The organism is Cohnella zeiphila, from assembly GCF_014212055.1.
Taxonomy (GTDB): Bacteria; Bacillota; Bacilli; order Paenibacillales; family Paenibacillaceae; genus Cohnella; species Cohnella zeiphila.
Genome location: NZ_JACJVO010000017.1, coordinates 93,559 through 111,116, shown reverse-complemented (window position 1 = coordinate 111,116; position 17,558 = coordinate 93,559). Strand labels below are relative to the sequence as shown.

Sequence of the window (17,558 nt, the reverse complement as noted above, 5' to 3'; positions counted from 1 at the left end):
GCCGCCGGCCCCCGCAACGATATCTATATGCCGATTATACTACAGCCGCCGCGCCGTCTCTTTGCTTTGTTTGATCATTTCTTTGCTGCATTTGACACTGCAGATGTCCGTCATAAAGAAATCATTCATTAAAAAATCCCCCGATCGGGGATGGCGTCGGGGGATATGCCGAAGCATCACAACAAACGGAGCTCTTTGGCGCGCCGGATCGCGTGGAATCGATTGTTCACGTCCAGCTTCATGTAAATATGTTTGATATGGGTTTTGACGGTTTCGGAAGTGACGAAGCATTGTTCGGCGATTTGTTTGTTGGTAAGCCCCTTGGCGATCAGCCTTAAAATATTCAATTGCTGGCCGGTCAACATAACCGACGGAGCCGTTGGCCCTTCGACCGTATCGGGGAGCACGCTCAAAAGCTTCTTGATATAGAGCAACGACGCAGGGTTCGATTCCCGTATGAAACGGTGCTGCCTCATGTGCAAGTATCGCGTGAGCAGTTCCGCCATCCCCGCTCCCTCGTCCGCGAAGCTTCGCACGTATCCGTTCGGTTCCGCCAATTGAAGCGCGACGGACAGCTTCTCGATCGCAGCCTCCGTATTCCCACGCCTGTGTTCCATCATGCTCCATTTCACCAATACTTTGATTTTATCCCGGAGCCGATTTTCTTTATGAGTTAGGCGAAAGAGTTTGTCCAACAAAAATTCGGCTTGGTCCGGTTGATGATCATGCTCCAGCACGCGCGCCAACGCGATATATTCGGGAATTCGGTAAAAAGGAACGGCATCGGCAGGCTTTAATCCGCATGTTCGCGCCCAGTCGCCAATGTCGCCGGACGCCGCCCGCGCTAGCTTTGAAGAGACGAGATGAGCTTCCAGCTTCAAGTCGAACACGGCCCGATCGGGCGAATCGATCATCGATTTGGCGTTCTCGATGTGCTCGAACGCCTTATCCAAGCGTCCTTCGGCCTGTTCGACTTGCGACAAGCTGATGGCCGCGCGAACCATGATTCGGGCATAAGGCCGCATATCTTGCCGCTCCATTGCCCGTTCGGCGAACGATTTGGCCTCTTCAAGAAGGTTCCTTTCATACAGCAACTCGCTATAAGAAGCGAAGAAATAGCCGACGAACGGATAGTTGATTTTGTTCTCCCAGGCCTCGATCCAACGGATGAGGAACGCTTCCGCTTCCTGCAAATCGTTGAAGTGGGACAAGAAATGGTCATAGTCCGACCCTTGCGCCGTATTGCCGCCCATCATTTGATAATCGTTGCCGTCGGGCATCTCTTTATCGAATTGTTCCAAATAGGCGGAGGTTTGCGCCGCGTCTTTTTGGATGATGGCGAAATTGGCGAATGCCAAGTAGACATGACCCGCAAAAGGCTGCCACTTCTCCTCCGACAGTTTATCCTGGATTTTCATGATTCGCGACTTCGCAAGATGCCATTGGCCAATAACGATGAGTACGGAGAAATAGAAGATTTCGATCTTTGGATTGTCTGCGATCAACGATTCGGGAAGCATGGTCATCCATCGATAAAGGACGGATCGGTTCAATTGCAGCAGCAGGGGCAACTGGTTTTCAACGATCCTGATAACCTCCGAGCTTTGCTGTCCGGCAAGGAAATGCTCCACCGCCTCTTCGATCCATCCATGGGCTTCAAACCATTTTGCCGCCCGTTCATGAGCTTGTTCCCATTGTTCAGGATCGTTCAGACGAAGCTGCTGCTGCAAAAAATCGGCGAACAAATGGTGATACCGGTACCACTCCCCGTGCTCGTCCAGCGGAATGACGAACAATTGCTTGTTTTCCAACCTCTTCAATTGATCCTGGCAGTCCCGGAGATCCATTACCGCCTGGCATAGCGATTCGTTCATGCGGTTTAACACCGATGTTTTCATCAAAAACGAACGCACCTGCCCGGGTTGCCTCCCGAACACTTCCTCCAACAAATAATTCGCGATATCGCGTTGGCGGCCTTTGAACCTTTGGATGAAATCGGACGGACGGCTGCTCGCGCGCATCGAAATCCCCGCCATTTGCAAGCCGCTGACCCACCCTTCCGTCAGTTCGACGAGCAAAGCCGCGTCTTCCCGGGGAAGGGGCAACTCCATGCAGGTTTGAAAAAAACGGATTCCTTCCTCCGCTTGGAACCGCAAATCGTCTAACGCCAGTTTATACAACTCGCCTCTTGCCAGCAGCCGCGCCGTCGGCAGATCCGGCTGATGACGGCTTGCCACGACAATATGAACGGATGCCGGTAAATAATCGAGCATATAGGCTAATGCATCGTTAATAGAAGGAAGATCGATCGTGTGGAAATCGTCCAGCACCAGGATGAGATGGCCGGGCAACCCGGTGAATTCGCCGAGCAACGCGGATAGAAAAGCATCGTAATCATCGGGTTGAATATTTTTCAGATGCTGCGGAAGCGATGCTCCGAAGCTTGGATACGATTGGTCGACGGAGGCGATCGCGTAGGTCCAGAATCGCTCGAAATCGTTGTCGCGGGCGTCCAAGGATACCCAAGCGACCGGCGTCTCGCATGATTTGGCCCACTCGCTTAATAACGTCGATTTTCCGTATCCCGCCGGAGCGACGACAAGGGTCAGCTTCCCCTTGATTCCCTTATGCAAACGTTGAATTAACGCTTGGCGTTGAACGAGCGGCGTATTGACATAAGGAACTTGTATTTTGGTGCTGATGATCACTTGGCACGACCTCAATCTATATGGATCATGAACTATGCAGTTAATTTCGACGAGTGTCGTCTTTTTCCTTCCGCATCCTTATATTACAAAAAAAACACGCCATGTTTGGCGTGTTTTGTGGTCGGTTTCACTGCCCCAACGTTTTGCTCCATTCGGCCACCCTGCGAAAACTTTCTTCCTCCGAGATATCCTCAATTCGTGTCATAACCGACCATCTGATTCCGAACGGGTCCAGTACACTGCAATATCGATCTCCTGAGACAAAGTTCGCCGGCTGCTCTCTGACGGTCGCTCCGTTGGCAACGGCCAAGGAAAAAGTACGATCGGCATCGGGGACGTAGATTCCTAAAGAATAGCACGCATCGCCTCCTCCCGGCGGCAAAACTAAGCGATAGGCAGGGTTAGCGGCTCCCAATTGCAGAAAACCGTGCCCGAAATCAATATCGGCATGAACAATCATCTTGTTGCCGTCATCGCCGACTTCTGTCACGTTTTTTGCCTTTGCTCCAAATACCGTTTCGTAAAAGGCGATCGCTTGGGCAGGATTGTTCACGACGATAAACGGAGTAATCGAGGTGTATCCGTTCGGCATTCCGTTCGTGGCGTGCTGCCCGGATATCCCTTCATTGTTTTTGCGACCGGTCATTTCCATTCCTCCTTCGTTCTGCTAGTCTCTATTATAGAAGCACTATCGATCGGGTGTATTGTAAAAAGGCGACGCCGAAGGCTTCAGGGAGGTTGACTAGCTTGAAGGAAGTGGACGGGATGTCTACGCGCGGCATTTTGAATGCCGCCGCCGGACGAGGCAAGTTTTCTTTATCCCGATATGAACCGAGCCCTCCGCTCCAACCGTTCGTCGAACATTACTGGATCGTCCGCTACGATTTGAACGCCGAGACGCCTTTTACCCAGACGGTGTTATCGTATCCGAACGTTCACTTGGCATTCGAACACGATCACGAAGGAAGGCGAGCCTTTCTGTACGGCATTCCGAGACGACCGTTCGTTCGCGAATTGAGCGGAGCGGGCCGAGTGTTCGGCGTCCGATTCCGCGCGGGCGGCTTTTACCCGTTCTGGCAGAGGAACGTCTCGCTGTTGACCGGGACTACGGTCGCGGCGTCCGAGTTGTTCGGCCGCGATGCCGACGAGTGGACGAGCGTCATACTCGATGCGGGCGACGATGCGGAGATGGCTCGACAGGCGGAGTTGGCCTTGTCGACTCGACTGCCAAGACGCGATCCTCAGGCGGAACTGGCAGGGCGCATCGTGCAGGAAACAATGAACGATCGAAGTATCATGAAGGTAGAGCAGTTAAGCGAACTTACCGGACTGTCGATCCGGCAAATGCAGCGACTGTTCCGGAAGTACGTCGGCGTCACCCCGAAATGGGTCATCAAACGGTTTCGGCTTCAGGAAGCGGCGGAACATCTCGAACAAGACGAATCCGCGCAATGGGCGGAGCTGGCGACGCAATTCGGCTATTTCGATCAAGCGCACTTTATTAAGGATTTCAAGTCGGTCCTCGGCCAAACGCCTGCAGCCTACAAATCCCGGATATCCGCCGAGTGAACGGGCAGGAGGGTATGGTTCCGCTCGTTTCATCTGCCAAAATGCTTCTTCAGCAGTTCTTTGAACCTGCCGCCGTCTATTTTCTCTTTCGCGGCAGCCCCCTTCGATCCTTGCATTAGAACAGACATGTATATCCGCATGTTTCTGTGGATCCTAGATCCATTCGATCCGTGATGCTACTATAGAATGGGATTTGTCGTACCTCAACGGAAAAGGGGCGATTTCATGAAAATAAGTCAGCTATCCAAAGCGACCGGTGTCAGTGCCCGATCGATCAGATATTACGAGAAGAAAAGGCTGCTGACTGCAAGGCGTTTAGATAATGATTATCGGGAATTCGACGAGGCTGACGTCAAGCGAATCAAAACGATTCAAATTTATTTGGAACTCGGCATGTCGACGAAGGATATTCTTGAAATTTTGAAATGCCATGATAATTATGATGCTTACGATAGCGATGAGTTCTGCGAGGAAATGCTCGAAGCCTATGAGGAAAAGCATGCGGAGATCGTCCATCAAATTCAAACGATGACTACTGTACAACAGAAGCTGGAACAACGTATGGAACAAATGAGAGTCCGGCGGAGAACGAAGATGGGTACGGGGATCGGTTCTGACGAACAATCAAGCAAAACTATAGGAGCGACAATGGTTTAGAAGGCCAGGCCCACGTTGTTGCGGACCTGATCTTCTCCGTAAGTTAAACCGAGGCCGGGTTCCGGATAAGCTCAACTAACCTTGAAAGTCCGTCGGTTCCGTAGCCTTCCGCAACGCCGCGGCTGATCAATTCTTGAATCGGCGTCATTAGCTCAGCACTAATTCCCAGTTCTCGACACGCTTCAATAAAATGAACAAATCCCGTCTGGTTGATAGATAGGCTAGACACGTTCGTTCGATGATCCCCCACGTCTACCGCCTGTGCCATCCGGGGCAGCGAGGCCGCCATGGTCTGGAGCCAAGGAACCGCAAGCTCCGTGAACGCTCCCGCCTTGATCTGTTCCGAACGGATCATGGCCGTAGCATGGAAGAAACCGCCGAACATCCCGTACATGGCGCTTAGCAGCGCCAAATCATATAAAGGCGCCAAGCCTGGGTCTTCGCCAAGAAAATTCGCGGTCCCGAGCCCCTTCAGCGTCGGTTGGCAGGTTTGGAAAACCTTCTCGGATCCGCTGTACAGCACAAGTGCGCCGGTGGTGCCGATCATCTGTGGAACAGCCATGATCCCGCCATCCAGATATTCGGCGCCCCGGCCGGCTACCCAAGCGGCTGTTCGACGGGCTTGTGCCGGGGTGCCGTTGGTGAGGTTTACGATCGCCCGGCCGGCCAAGATCTCGCCCGATTCCTCCAGGATCTCGTGTACGGTACCGTAATCCAGCACGCAGATCGCCACCATCGGACTCGCCGCGATCGCTTCGTTCACCGTGCTCGCGACTTTCGCTCCCTGCTTCCTAAGCGCATCAGCTTTGCCTGCCGTACGATTCCAGACGGTCGTCTGATGTCCTTCCTTCAGGAATGTTTGGGCAAGAGCCGAACCCATCATGCCTAAGCCGATGACGCTCACTGGCGGATGGATAACGTTCCATGGGTTCCAACTATTGCTTACGCTTTGCTCATTTTCTTTCATTCGGATACCTCATCTCCTTTCCCCCTTATCTTAAAAGGTTGACACTGTGTCAATGTCAACAAATAGATTCGAATAACCCGGCCAGTTACCATGACCCCAGGCTTAAGTCCATGTCATAACCGGCCCTCCGATGGTGTATCGAGGCGCCATCACGGATTAGAATAAAGGCACAGCCGGAATGGAATGGCAGGTAATCCCATATGGACACGATTGAAGTCTGGATGGAGCAATACGGTTATTTGACGCTGTTCGTCGCTCTGATGCTAGAGTACATCGCGTTGCCGTTTCCCGGAGAATTGGTCATGGGCTTCTCCGGCTACCTCGCTTACGAAGGCCGGCTGAGCTGGCCGCTTGCCCTGTCGCTCGCGTGGGCCGGAACCTTGGTCGGCATGACCGTCACGTACTTCATTGGACGGAAGCTGGGATATCCGTTTCTGGTTAAAATCGGCCCGCGGATTTTCCTCAGTCCGAAGAACTACGAAACCGTATCCCGTTATGGCGGGGAGACGCTGCTGTACGCCGCCGCCGTCGCTTTGTTCATCCTATCGTACAGGTACGTCGCGCACGATCCGACCAACCGGTTGATCCACGTCAAGCGCGAAAGTTCTTCGCTGAAATGTCATTGGCTGCTCATGGGGGCATTGTGTTCGGCGGTGGTTATGTTTATGGCGTCGATACGGGTCCCGTAACGGAACGGGATTGTTGACTCAAAGGAGGAGAACGAGGTGCTCGTCAAGGAATTCTGGTTCGACAAAAGAATCGCGTTCGTCACCGCCATGCTGATATTGTACATGCTGACCGCGGCATTTACGCCGTACACGTCCTGGACATGGGCCGCTGCGGGGAGCGGTATCGTGCTGTTTTTTTTCATCGAATACCTGGTACACCGTTTCGCGCTTCATGGTATCTTTTCCAAAATCATGCCAAAAGCGTACCGGGAGCATGATATCCATCATAAAGATCCGAAAAATATTCGCTACATGCTAACCCCAAACGCTTACAATGTTCCATACCATCTTGGTTTAGGGATTGCGTTTGCCGCCCTGTTTCAAAATATCCATATGGCAAGCTCAATCATGGCGGGATTCGGGGCTTACCAACTTTTTTACGAATGGATGCACTACGTTTCGCATCGGCCGATAACCCCCAGGACGCCGTGGGGTAAATGGATGAAGCAGTTTCACATGCTCCATCACTACAAGAATGCCGAGGGATATTACGGAGTGACCCATCCGGCGCTCGACATCGCGTTCGGCACGACTTCGATGCCGCACCAGATTCAGCAGCTGAATCAAAAGAACGAGTCGTCGAGGTGATCTCAGTGAACTCTTGCACGTCAAACAGGCGGCGCGCCCTATGGGAAGCGGCGCGCCGGCAGCGTGAAAGACTTCAAACCTCATAAGATATGCTTCAGCTTTTCCGGATTTCTCTGGATGTACAGATTCCTTAACTTTCCTCCTTCGAAGTGCAGGAGAGCAACGGCGACCGCTTTACTTCCGGAACGGACGACAACCCCGATCTGGCCATTCATATTCGCTAATCCGATATCAAGCCCTCCAATAAACTTTGGAGCTTTTCTATACGCTCCGAGCAAGAAACGAGCGGCAAGCTCGCGTGTTTGGATCGGACGAACAGCCGCAATCGCTTTGCCTCCGCTGTCAGAGACAATCATCACGCCTTCCGAGAGCAGCTCCATTACTTTATTGATATTTCCTTTCTCAAGCGCAGCTAAAAATATTCGAACCCATTCTTCATTCTTCGATTCGTGCGATACCGGTATATTTTCCGAGATGCCCATCTTACTTTTGGCTCTGCTCATCATTTTACGGCAGCTCACTTCATTTTTATCGAGCAACTCGGCAATGAACGGATATTCAAAACCAAGAGCCTCCCGAAGGACGAATACGGCACGTTCGGCAGGAGATAAATGTTCGAGGAGTACCATCATGGCATACGAAAGCAAATCGCTGCGGGCAACCGACTCGATCTCATCCGTCTCCGGGGTCGGAGCAGGCTCCGGTAGCCATGGTCCGAAGTATTGCTCCCTTCGCTTACGTGCTGATCTGAGAAGGTCGATGCTGCGGCGGGTCACCATCCTGCAAAGATAGGCTTTCGGTCTCGCCAACCGATCGGGGTCCACGTCATAAAGCTTGATAAACACATCCTGCACGATATCCTCAGCGTCTGCCGCCGAACCGGTCAACTGGTACGCCAGTTTAAACATCAACCCTTTATACTGAACATAAAGTTCTTCCACCTTTTTACCTCTATTCCCATCCGTGGCTTCTCGCTACCTTAACAGACTCGCGATATCCCATCCGTAGTTTTTGATTCTCCAAGCCAGCTTTCCCGTAAGAAGGAAGTCCACCCCCCACTTCCTCGTCCACAGTAATCCGCGTTCAGCTCCCAATCCGATGCAATAATAATTCATCAGCTCTTTATGGACGGGAGCAGGGCGACCTTCTATGTCGGCGATGGCGATCTTCCCCAGCCTTTTGGCTTGAACAATCCCTTCTTTGCAAGTCATCGGATCTTCGTGTCCGGTTACAGGGTCGACGATTCTTGCGCAATCGCCGATACTATAGAACCCGGCCTTCCCCCCGACTCGGTAACATTCGTCGACTTGAACCTGGCCGCCGGCGGTAAGCGGCACTCCCAGCGATCTCAGAATGGGGTTCGGTTCAAGCCCAAGGGTCCAAATGCACAAGCCGACAGGCAAAGATCGCCCGTCTTGCAGGCATAATTCCCCGTCCTTCTCACGCAACGCGATATGTTTATGAAGGACAGTAACCCCGTAATCGTTCAGGAGACTTTGCAGCTTTAGACCTGCTTTATCCGGCCCCTCCATGAATAACCGGTGATGCGCGTTAAGCAAGTAAATCCGAACCTGGTTCGGATCAAGTCCGTGCTTGGCTGCTTCAGAACGCATGGCGAGCGCCAATTCGGCGGAGGTCTCGACCCCGCTGATCCCTGCTCCCGCAACGGCGACGGTCAGAAGCCTTATTCGTTCCCGGGGGTTGAATTCTGCGGCAGCTCTCCTGATATTCGTCCGCCATGTTTCCCGGATGGCAATTCCCGAATTTACATCCGTCAGAGCTAAACCGCCAAGGTCATGATTCGGCCGTTTCACGACACTGCCTACTGTAAGGACGAGAATGTCATAATCCAGATGGCGTTCGTTCCCGCTTGAATCTAAGTATCGAACACGTTTCTCTCCGCTTCCTATTGCCGTTACCGTACCATGTACGAATTGAATAGGCTTAGGCAACAAACTAGACCATGGGAGATCGATCTTCTCTTCGCCGACGGCCGGCCTGAATAACAACACCTTACGAGTATGGTTAGGCTCCTTGTCAATAAGAGTAACTCGAATCGCCCGTCCGAGCTCCTTGGCCGATTTCCCCAACTCTTTGGCCGCATGGAGGCCTACATGACCTCCCCCAACGACGACGCATCTCACTTCCTTCATCGAATATGCACCCCTTTCAATTTTGCACATTTAACGGTGAAGCATGAGATTCTGTGACGTCGTGACGTCGAAAATCTTGAGCGTTCTCTCATTCTCATACGAAGAGAGAAGATTTTCTTTATAGTTTTGCCAGTTCTGAAAATGATGGTAGAATGATCCTTTCGTCACTCCTAAGCGGCTTGTGAGTGTATCAATCGTTAAGAAGCCTGCACCTCGTTCGCCCCATAGCGAAAATCCTTCCTCCAGCCATTTCCGTTTCATATTGGTTCATTCCATTTACGGTTGACGGCAACACGTCCGCAGCCGCGTATCTGATCGGCTATACCGTTGCCCGGACATTGCTGAGAGAAAGCAGGAATCGCATAAATAGGCGAAATAAGCTGTCTGAAATGGATGAGGAGTAACGCTTATAAGGAGGGAGGTCGCCGGTTCATGAGCGTCAATGAACGTCTTTGCCGAAGGTTTGCCGGGCATCGTCGTTTCGTCCATTCATAATGAATGGCTGTTCGAACAAGATTCCTGCACGGCGCCCGGTTGCTACTGAGCAGCCTGGACTCCCGGATAATAGCCTGCTCCAAAACAACCGCCGCAACGGTACCCACCGCGGTTACGGCATTATTGCCGGCAAGTCCGCCGGTATCGGTACCCGTGGCGAGGCGTGCATGTGTTCGGCGCTACCCATTCTTTCACTATGAACGGCGGCACCATATTTAACAATACAGCCTCCAGCGGGGGAGGCGGCGAATTCAACTGCGGTCCCGCCGTCTTTACCCATGAGCGGCGGCACAATCACCGGCCATACAACGGCCAGCTACGGCGGCGGTATCAACAGCACAGCCGCAACCCTATCGACGACGAGTCTGAACAGGTTATTTTCTAAGCCCTATATCTGCTTGACGGTGGATTCTCTGACAATCAGCCGAGGCTCCAAGGTGATTCTTTCAAAAGCTTTAGACTCGTCGCCGATTCGAAGGATCAGCCGTTCTACTGCAATGCGCCCCATTTCCCCCACTAAATTCGAAACCGAACTCACTTTAGGGGTGGTCAAAGTACACCATGGGATATTGTCGATTCCCACTACGGCAACATCTTCCGGTACACGCAACCCGAGACTGATCAGACCTTGGGTGACTCCAATGGCTACGAGATCATTGGCTGCAAACACAGCATCCGGGATTTCATTCAAATGATAAAAATAACGAGCTGCTTCGAGGCCGGTGTCAATGGCCAGCCGTTCGCCGGTATACACCAAAGAACGATTGAACTCCATAAAATGAGAGGCCAGCGACTGCACGTAAGCGGTGTAGCGAGCCCCGCGATGCAGCGTTGTGTTTCCGGCGTAAGCGATGCGCCTTCTGCCGATGCGGATCAGATGATCCATTGCTACGTATCCTTCGTTCTCCCTAAGTCCGACCCAATCCGCCGGCATATCTTCCTCATAATTTCCAATCAGGGCAACGGGAACGGCCGCTTTTTTTATAACCTTGGTTAGTGTTTTGGGATGGCTGGTCGAGAGCAGGACGATACCGTCCACATGCATATCGTTTGCTTCCTTAAGGACCGCGAGTTCCTCGGACGGATTGCCGTAATGATTGATCAGAACCAATCGAAAGTTATTTTGCTTCGCTACTTGTTCGGCAGCCCACGCGAGCTCCGGATAATACGGGTTGCGGATATCGTCAATGGCTAACGCAATTTGACGACGCAGCTTGGTCTTCAAGCTTCGCGCCATGATATTTGGCGTAAAGCCAAGTTCTTCAATGGCCCGGTTCACCTTAAATCTTGTAACAGGTTTAACGCCGGGAACATTGTTAATAATTCGAGAAACGGTGGACTTGGAAACACCCGCCGATTTCGCGACGTCATCGATGGTTACCTTAGGTTTCGTTTCCAATGCCGCTTCCCCCTTCCGAATCAGATCTGAAATCGGTTCGATTTTTATTCAAAATAGAACCGGTTCGATGGTACCATATTATCCTGTTCGATGCCGAAACGCAAAAAAGATCGTGACGCAAATAGGAGCCGCCTTTCCATTCGCCGGTCGTCAGACGGCTCCTTCGGGACGATTTTATTTACTGTCCGCGATGACCGTTGCCGGCCATTTGGGCGATTGATCGAGATAGCCTCGCGGCACGTGCTTCGTCTCCTCGTAACGCGCCAATCCGTCGCTGCCGAGCGCTTCCGCTAATCCGTATGCGCGATAATGGTCCGTTAATTGTTCCCTGCATTCCCTGCAAAGTTCCGGATGCAGCGCCGAGATGTCGTTGAATTCATCCGGATCGGCCAGCAGATCGAACAGGTTCTCCTTGCCGCCGTTAGCATGGTAGATGTATTTGTAACGGTCCCAGCGCAGCATCGTTTTGAACAGTCGGCCTCTGCCGATCTCCGCAAAAATTTTCTCGCGAGTCGGCCGCTCCGTCTGCCTCGCCGCAGGCAGCAGATCCACTCCGGATGAGGCCGCGGGCACCTTTCCGCCGGCTGCAGCGATCAAGGTGGCGTAAATATCCTGAAGCAAGGCAAGCTGCTCCCGCCGCTCCCCTTGAGGGAGCGCCGCCGGCCAACTCACAATAAGCGGCACCTTGGCGGACATCTCATAGTAGGTGCGCTTGCCGTATGAATAATGGTCTCCCAGCATCTCGCCGTGATCCGAAGTAAAGACGATCAAGGTGTCGTCTATCAAGCCGCAGGACTCGAGGGTATCGAGAATTTGGCCAATCTGCGCGTCCACCTGGGATACGCAGCCGTAATAGTAGGCTCGCATTTTCAACTCGTCTTCGTGACTCAGGCTGTCGATGCCATTCACTTTGAAGTCGTTCATAACCTCGATCCAGGCGTCGTCAGGCGTCCGTTCGTGCTCCCGCCGTTTCGGCGGTGGCACCTGATCCGTTGGGTACATCGTATCGTACGGAGCGCTCGGGTCAAAGGGCGGATGCGGTTTGATGAACGAAGTGAACAGGAAAAACGGCCGGTTCTGATTCTGCCGAATGACGCGGCATGCCGTGTCCGCCGTCCAAGCGGTCGTATGCAGATGCCCGGGCAGCTCGGAAACTTGCGGCACGTAATAGAGCTCGCTCCGTTTGCCGTGAGGCTCGGTGACGTGGCCGTATCCTTGCGTCCGCAGAAATTGCAAATATTCGTCGTCGTCAAAGTGGGAAGGGACTTCCTCCGACAGCAGCATCCGGTCGAAACCGTAATGCTTGCGCACCGGATGAAAATGCATTTTCCCGACCGCGCACGTGTGGTAGCCTTGCTCGCGGATCCGCTCGGGCAGCGGATCTTCGATTTCCTTGGATAAGCCTTCGTTCTTGAGCAGGCCGATCTCGAACGGGTTCAGCCCGGAGATCAGGCCGTGCCTTGCAGGAACGCAAACAGGGGTTTGGCTGTACGCTTGATCGAAGACGACCCCCATTCGGGCCAGACGGTCCATATTCGGCGTCTGCACGAGCTTGTTGCCGTAACAGCCCAAGACGTCGTAACGCAATTGATCGCACATAATCAGAAGCAAGTTCGGTTTGCGCCTCATCTCACTGTTCCTCCTTTACCCAAATGCCGGGTGCGCCTTCCCACTGCGGGAATTCCGCCTCGTCCTCGAATACGCCTTGCTTGATCAGCTCCTTGCATTCGGGATCGGTCATCGTCAGCGTATAATCTTCGCCGTTCGGGCCAATGAGGCCGAGATCGCGTTTGGCCCGCAGCGACACCGCCTCCGGATCGACGATCGTCCGCAGCAGCGACTCCATTGTCTCCAGAAGATCGCGGTATTGCTCGTATTCGGCCAAGTCATGCATTTCTTTCGGGTCTTCCTCCAGATTGAACAGCGACGGGCGGTCATTCACGTAATAGGTGTATTTAAAACCGTCCTTGACCAGCATATACCAGTCCTGCTTGAAGAAGTTGCCGTGATATTCGGAGAAAGCATAATCGGGCCGATCCGGCTGCTCGCCGCCTTGGATGAGCGGCAACCAGCTGTTGCCGGGGCGGTCCGGCTCCGTCTCCAGCCCCGCGATGTCCAGGATCGTCGGGTACAGATCGACAAGCGTCACCGGCCGGTCGATTCGCTGTCCCTTCGGCAAGTCCGGTCCCTTGACGATCAACGGCACGCCGACGGAACCGTCATAGCTGCACTGTTTGTAAAACAGGCCATGCTCGCCAAGGTTCTCGCCATGGTCCGACATGTAGACGATGTACGTGTCGTCGTACAGATTCCGGGCCTTCAATTCGGCGATAATCCTGCCGACATTGTCGTCCAGCGCCGTAATCATTCCGTAGTAGGCCGCAATGACGTTGCGCAGTTCCGGCTCGGTCAGATGCCCGAGGCCGAGCGCGTTCTGCATGTTGCGCACCTGCGGGTGCAGGCCGTCATTCGGAAAAAGCGCATCGTGCGGCATGGCCACCTTGTCCGGGTAATACAGGTCGTAATAGCGCTGCGGCACCTTGTAGGGCCAGTGCGGGAACATGAGGCCGACGTACATCGCCCACGGCTTCCGCTTGCCGTTATTCGCCCCTTCCCCCTTGCGCTTCAGGAAGTCGACGGCCCAATCGGTAACGACCCGGTCGTGGTCGTAGAAGCCGAGGTCCTGGTTGTACCCCGTATCGCCGTCCGTGACGATCTCTTCGCGCACGCCCGCGTTCAGAATATGCTGACGTTTATCGACGCGCACGTGCCCTTCCAGCCGAGAGTAGAGCGGCGTCGTACGCGGATACGGCTTGAACGCCGGCCGTTTCTTGATGATCTTGTACTCGCTGAAGCCCCCATCCTGATAGTCGCCGCAGAAATCCATCTTGCCGAACATCGCGGAGGTGATTCCCGCTTCGTCCAGCTTGCGCGACCAGGTCATCTCTTCCCGATCGAGCGGGCATCCCAGGAACCAACTGTCGATCTGGTTCGGATATTTGCCGGTGATGAAGCTCATCCGGCTCGGCGTGCAGACGGGGCAGTTGCTGTAGGCTCTCGTGAAATGGGTGCCGTCCGCGGCCAGCGCGTCGAGATTCGGAGTTTCGATAAAGGGATGCCCGCGATATCCGCTGACGAGCGGATGATGCTGGTCGCTGCAGATGACGACGATATTCGGCTGATTCGATCGGCTCATTCGTTCGCGGCCTCCTCTTGATGGGCTGATAAACCGGATACCGAGAAGCTTCGATAATGAGTGCGGCTTCCCTCCGCGTTCGAGAATCCGATCATTCCGGACAAATAGGGACGATCCTCGTCGGTATAATCAAGGAGAAGGGCGCCGTCAACCGTGATCTGAAAATGATTGCCGACCGCCCGGACCGCGATGGCCGAAGCTCGCCCGAGTTCCCAATCGCAAGCGCATTCGCTTAACGTACGATAGCCATTGTCGTTCTTGTACAGCGCGAGCTTGCCTTCCGGCGCGAAACCGACCGCGTAAGAGCGGATCCCGCCTTGCACGCGGAAGTTGACGCGATGGTGTTCGCCGAGCTTCGGCACGACCTTTGCTTCGAATACATAATCGTCCCATGACAGCTGGCCGGTATAGCTTTCCGCCGGTTCGCCATAATAGCTGCCGCTCAGTTCTCCGTCTTCCAGCGTCCAAATTCCGCGAAGATACGTCAACTGGCTGACCTCGAGGTGCAATCCGTTCCAGCGCTCCAGCCGTTCGCGGGCGAAATCGACCGCATAGTTCGGCTTGCCTCCGAACGAGACATCGTCGATATAGCAGACGAGGCTCGGTCCGCGCGCCCCCTTGCCGTCCATCGGCACGAGTTCGAGGCCCGCCTGCTCCAGGCAGACGCCGCTCAACGAAGGAATGGTAAATTGCAGGGACGTCCAGCGATCCGCAGTCAACGGCACGGTGTCTCCGTAATAATAGGTTCCTTCGTTGCCGTCCTTGACGTACAGGCGGGCCCGAACCCGCTGGCCGGCCGGCCCTTGCAGCCGTACTTTGGCTTCGACCGTCTGGCCCGGATACAGGATCGGCGAGAAGCTCGGATCGTACCGGCTGTCATTGAAGTCATGCGGACGATAGTAGGTCTGGTGGTAAACCCGATACGCGCAGCCGCCCTGCACGCTGTCGAACGCGACTTTGAGCGCCCGGATTCCGGAAGCAGACGCCTCGGTCGTGTTCTCGATCCATCCCGTCACCGGGAGCGGGTCGTTATGCTCCAGCCGGAACGCATGCGTGGAACCGGGATATTCGAAGTGGAAGCTCGTTCCTTGTTCGGCAAGGATCTCTGCCCACTTGCCCGGAGGTCGCTCGTTCTGCAGCTTATACCCGATTCTGGCAATATACGATGCGCACCAGGGGATGTCGAGAATGTTCAGCGAACCGATCACGCTCGAACAGCAGAGAAAGTCGTTGATCGGCTTCCGCCAAACGTCGCCGATCGCGCCGATTCCGCCGCGCACGCCCATAATGGTCGCCACGTTGCCTACGTTGCAGTCCGTATCCCAGCCGCACATGTTGCAGATGTTGATCGTTCGGGAGAAATCGCCCTCTCCGTACAGAAGCGACAAGACGATTACGGCCGAGTTCGGGATAATGTGGCAGTGACCCGGGTACTTGTCGTAGCCGTAATGCTCTTGGACAAAGCGGAACGCATGCCGCCAGTTGTCCGGGTTCTCCTGGTGATAACCCATGACGGTTCGCGTCATCCGCGCGTATTCGCAATCGGCGGGAATGACGGAGAGTCCCTGTTCCATGATGCGCCCGATGTCCTTCTCCGCGAATGCCGCGGCGATGCAAGCGGCGATGAACATGCCGCCGTATTTGCCGTTCCCGTCATGCGAGACGGACGCGATCTTCTCCGCGAAGTGTGCCGCCAACTCCGGGCGTCCGGGCGCGATCAGCCCCCAGACATCAATGAAGATCTGCCCGCCGATCTGCTCGGCGACGGCGGCGCCGTTTTGCTCGATAGAGCCGGAGCGCGGCGCCATGATTCCGTTTTTCAAATTCAGATAGGCCGTATGTTCCGTGGATTTGCCGTATCCCCCCCACCAATAGAAGCCGTGGCCGTCGGGCGCGTAGTTCAGCCAGGTCAGCCCCATCTGCTCCGCCGTAATGTTCGTTCCGCACACGTAGTCTTCCAGCGCTCTCAGAAAAAAGAGCGGGCCGTTCGTGTCGTCGTCGGCCGCAAAGTTTTTAAAGTCGTGAAGATAGCCCTTGATCTCGCCGAACGTGCGCTCGATCCGTTCGTACGTCCAGTTCTCGATGTTGCCGCCGTGCCTGACGCCGATCACCTTGGCCAGCCAGCCCGCGTACACCCGCTCCGCATAATCTTCTTGAATCGCCATGAATCAGGCACCTTCCTTTTTAGGATCGTCTACCTTTTGCGCGCGTCATTTGCATCGGAGCCGTTATCCTTTCACCGAGCCCATCAGCATTCCCTTGTTGAAATACTTCTGCAGGAACGGGTAGACCGCGAGCAGCGGAAGCGCCGTGATTACGATCGCCGCCATCTTCACGGTCGGACTGTATTCGAACGCTCCCGATACGTTCTCCATGCTGTCGTTGGCTTCATTCATCATCTGCCGCAGAAATACTTGCAACGGCCACTTGTCCGAGTCGTTCAAATAGAGTACCGCGTTAAAATACGAATTCCAGTTCTGCACCGCGTAAAATAGCGTAAATGTAGCCACCGCCGGCATCGAGAGCGGCAGAACGATTCGCCCGAGGAGCCGCCATTCGCCGCAGCCGTCGATGCGCGCCGCCTCCTCCAATTCGGACGGCAGGTTCTGGAAGAAGCTTCGCATCACGATCAGGTGAAACGGCGCGATCGCTCCCGTCAGAAAGATCGACCAGTAGCTGTCCAGCAGATGAAGGCTTTTGACGACGAGATAGGTCGGTATGATCCCGCCGCCGAACAGCATCGTGAACAGCACCATAAAGTTCAGCGCCCTCCGGCCCTTCAGCCATGCCTTGGATAGCCCGTAAGCCATGAGCGAGGTCAGGACCATGTTGACGATCGTTCCGACGACCGTGATGTGAACGGCGTTTAGAAACGAGGTCGTGAATTGGCGGTTGTTCATCAAATAGCCGTAAGCGTTGATCGTCCAGCGATGGGGGAGAAGGAAGAAGCCGCGGGTCAGAATTTCTTCTCTCGGCGCGAACGAAGTCATGACGACATACAAGAACGGGAACACGACGGCGAGCAAGCTGATCAGCAGAATGCCGATCGTCAGGATCGTAAAGGCCGGCTGCCTGCCGCGGGCATCGAAGCTTCTCAT

General features: G+C 54.3%; 15 protein-coding genes. 4 read left to right on the top strand and 11 right to left on the bottom strand.

Annotated features, from left to right (window positions below):
- Nucleotides 1-176: 176 nt before the first annotated feature.
- Complete coding sequence (locus H7C18_RS35730) at nt 177-2,708, bottom strand: winged helix-turn-helix domain-containing protein (RefSeq protein WP_185129819.1); 2,532 nt, start codon at nt 2,706-2,708, stop codon at nt 177-179.
- Nucleotides 2,709-2,835: 127 nt separating this feature from the next.
- Nucleotides 2,836-3,354 (bottom strand): VOC family protein, encoded by a 519-nt coding sequence (locus H7C18_RS14645; protein ID WP_185129818.1) that lies wholly within the window; start codon nt 3,352-3,354, stop codon nt 2,836-2,838.
- A gap of 110 nt (nt 3,355-3,464) precedes the next feature.
- Between H7C18_RS14645 and H7C18_RS14640 the strand changes: the two genes are divergently transcribed.
- Together H7C18_RS14640 and H7C18_RS14635 are read left to right on the top strand one after the other, a co-directional pair.
- A complete protein-coding gene (locus H7C18_RS14640; RefSeq protein WP_337913517.1) occupies nt 3,465-4,277 on the top strand; it encodes a helix-turn-helix domain-containing protein in 813 nt (270 codons plus the stop codon).
- Between the two features lie 225 nt (nt 4,278-4,502).
- Nucleotides 4,503-4,934 carry a MerR family transcriptional regulator gene (locus tag H7C18_RS14635; RefSeq protein ID WP_185129817.1) on the top strand — a complete coding sequence of 144 codons (432 nt, stop codon included), beginning with the start codon at nt 4,503-4,505 and terminating at the stop codon, nt 4,932-4,934.
- Between the two features lie 43 nt (nt 4,935-4,977).
- Here H7C18_RS14635 and H7C18_RS14630 read toward each other — a convergent pair whose 3' ends face one another.
- Nucleotides 4,978-5,901 carry an NAD(P)-dependent oxidoreductase gene (locus H7C18_RS14630; RefSeq protein WP_185129816.1) on the bottom strand — a complete coding sequence of 308 codons (924 nt, stop codon included), beginning with the start codon at nt 5,899-5,901 and terminating at the stop codon, nt 4,978-4,980.
- A 200-nt stretch (nt 5,902-6,101) separates the two neighbouring features.
- Here H7C18_RS14630 and H7C18_RS14625 point away from each other — a divergent pair, with 200 nt between their 5' ends.
- A complete protein-coding gene (locus H7C18_RS14625) occupies nt 6,102-6,590 on the top strand; it encodes a DedA family protein (RefSeq protein ID WP_185129815.1) in 489 nt (162 codons plus the stop codon).
- Nucleotides 6,591-6,626: 36 nt separating this feature from the next.
- Entirely contained in the window at nt 6,627-7,217 is a 591-nt protein-coding gene (locus H7C18_RS14620) for a sterol desaturase family protein (RefSeq protein ID WP_185129814.1), read from the top strand.
- A gap of 80 nt (nt 7,218-7,297) precedes the next feature.
- On the opposite strand, the gene sigJ is transcribed toward H7C18_RS14620, so the two are convergent.
- The 8 genes from sigJ to H7C18_RS14580 all read right to left on the bottom strand — a co-directional run bounded on the left by sigJ (nt 7,298) and on the right by H7C18_RS14580 (nt 17,558).
- On the bottom strand, nt 7,298-8,158 hold the full coding sequence (gene sigJ / locus H7C18_RS14615; RefSeq protein ID WP_185129813.1) for an RNA polymerase sigma factor SigJ: 861 nt from the start codon (nt 8,156-8,158) through the stop codon (nt 7,298-7,300).
- A 33-nt stretch (nt 8,159-8,191) separates the two neighbouring features.
- Nucleotides 8,192-9,370, bottom strand: coding sequence for an NAD(P)/FAD-dependent oxidoreductase (locus H7C18_RS14610; protein ID WP_185129812.1), 1,179 nt, complete (start codon nt 9,368-9,370; stop codon nt 8,192-8,194).
- 30 nt (nt 9,371-9,400) lie between these two features.
- Nucleotides 9,401-9,631: a TetR/AcrR family transcriptional regulator gene (locus H7C18_RS36020; RefSeq protein ID WP_185129811.1), complete on the bottom strand. Its 231-nt coding sequence runs from the start codon at nt 9,629-9,631 to the stop codon at nt 9,401-9,403.
- Nucleotides 9,632-10,253: 622 nt separating this feature from the next.
- Nucleotides 10,254-11,264: a LacI family DNA-binding transcriptional regulator gene (locus tag H7C18_RS14600; RefSeq protein WP_185129810.1), complete on the bottom strand. Its 1,011-nt coding sequence runs from the start codon at nt 11,262-11,264 to the stop codon at nt 10,254-10,256.
- A gap of 174 nt (nt 11,265-11,438) precedes the next feature.
- A complete protein-coding gene (locus tag H7C18_RS14595; protein WP_185129809.1) occupies nt 11,439-12,893 on the bottom strand; it encodes a sulfatase family protein in 1,455 nt (484 codons plus the stop codon).
- A gap of 1 nt (nt 12,894) precedes the next feature.
- Nucleotides 12,895-14,460, bottom strand: coding sequence for a sulfatase family protein (locus H7C18_RS14590; RefSeq protein WP_185129808.1), 1,566 nt, complete (start codon nt 14,458-14,460; stop codon nt 12,895-12,897).
- Nucleotides 14,457-16,625 (bottom strand): ADP-ribosylglycohydrolase family protein, encoded by a 2,169-nt coding sequence (locus H7C18_RS14585; protein WP_185129807.1) that lies wholly within the window; start codon nt 16,623-16,625, stop codon nt 14,457-14,459. Before H7C18_RS14585 ends, H7C18_RS14590 begins: the two co-directional genes overlap by 4 nt.
- A gap of 63 nt (nt 16,626-16,688) precedes the next feature.
- The gene (locus tag H7C18_RS14580) at nt 16,689-17,558 is read right to left on the bottom strand and encodes a carbohydrate ABC transporter permease (protein ID WP_185129806.1); all 870 of its coding nucleotides are present in this window, start codon (nt 17,556-17,558) and stop codon (nt 16,689-16,691) included.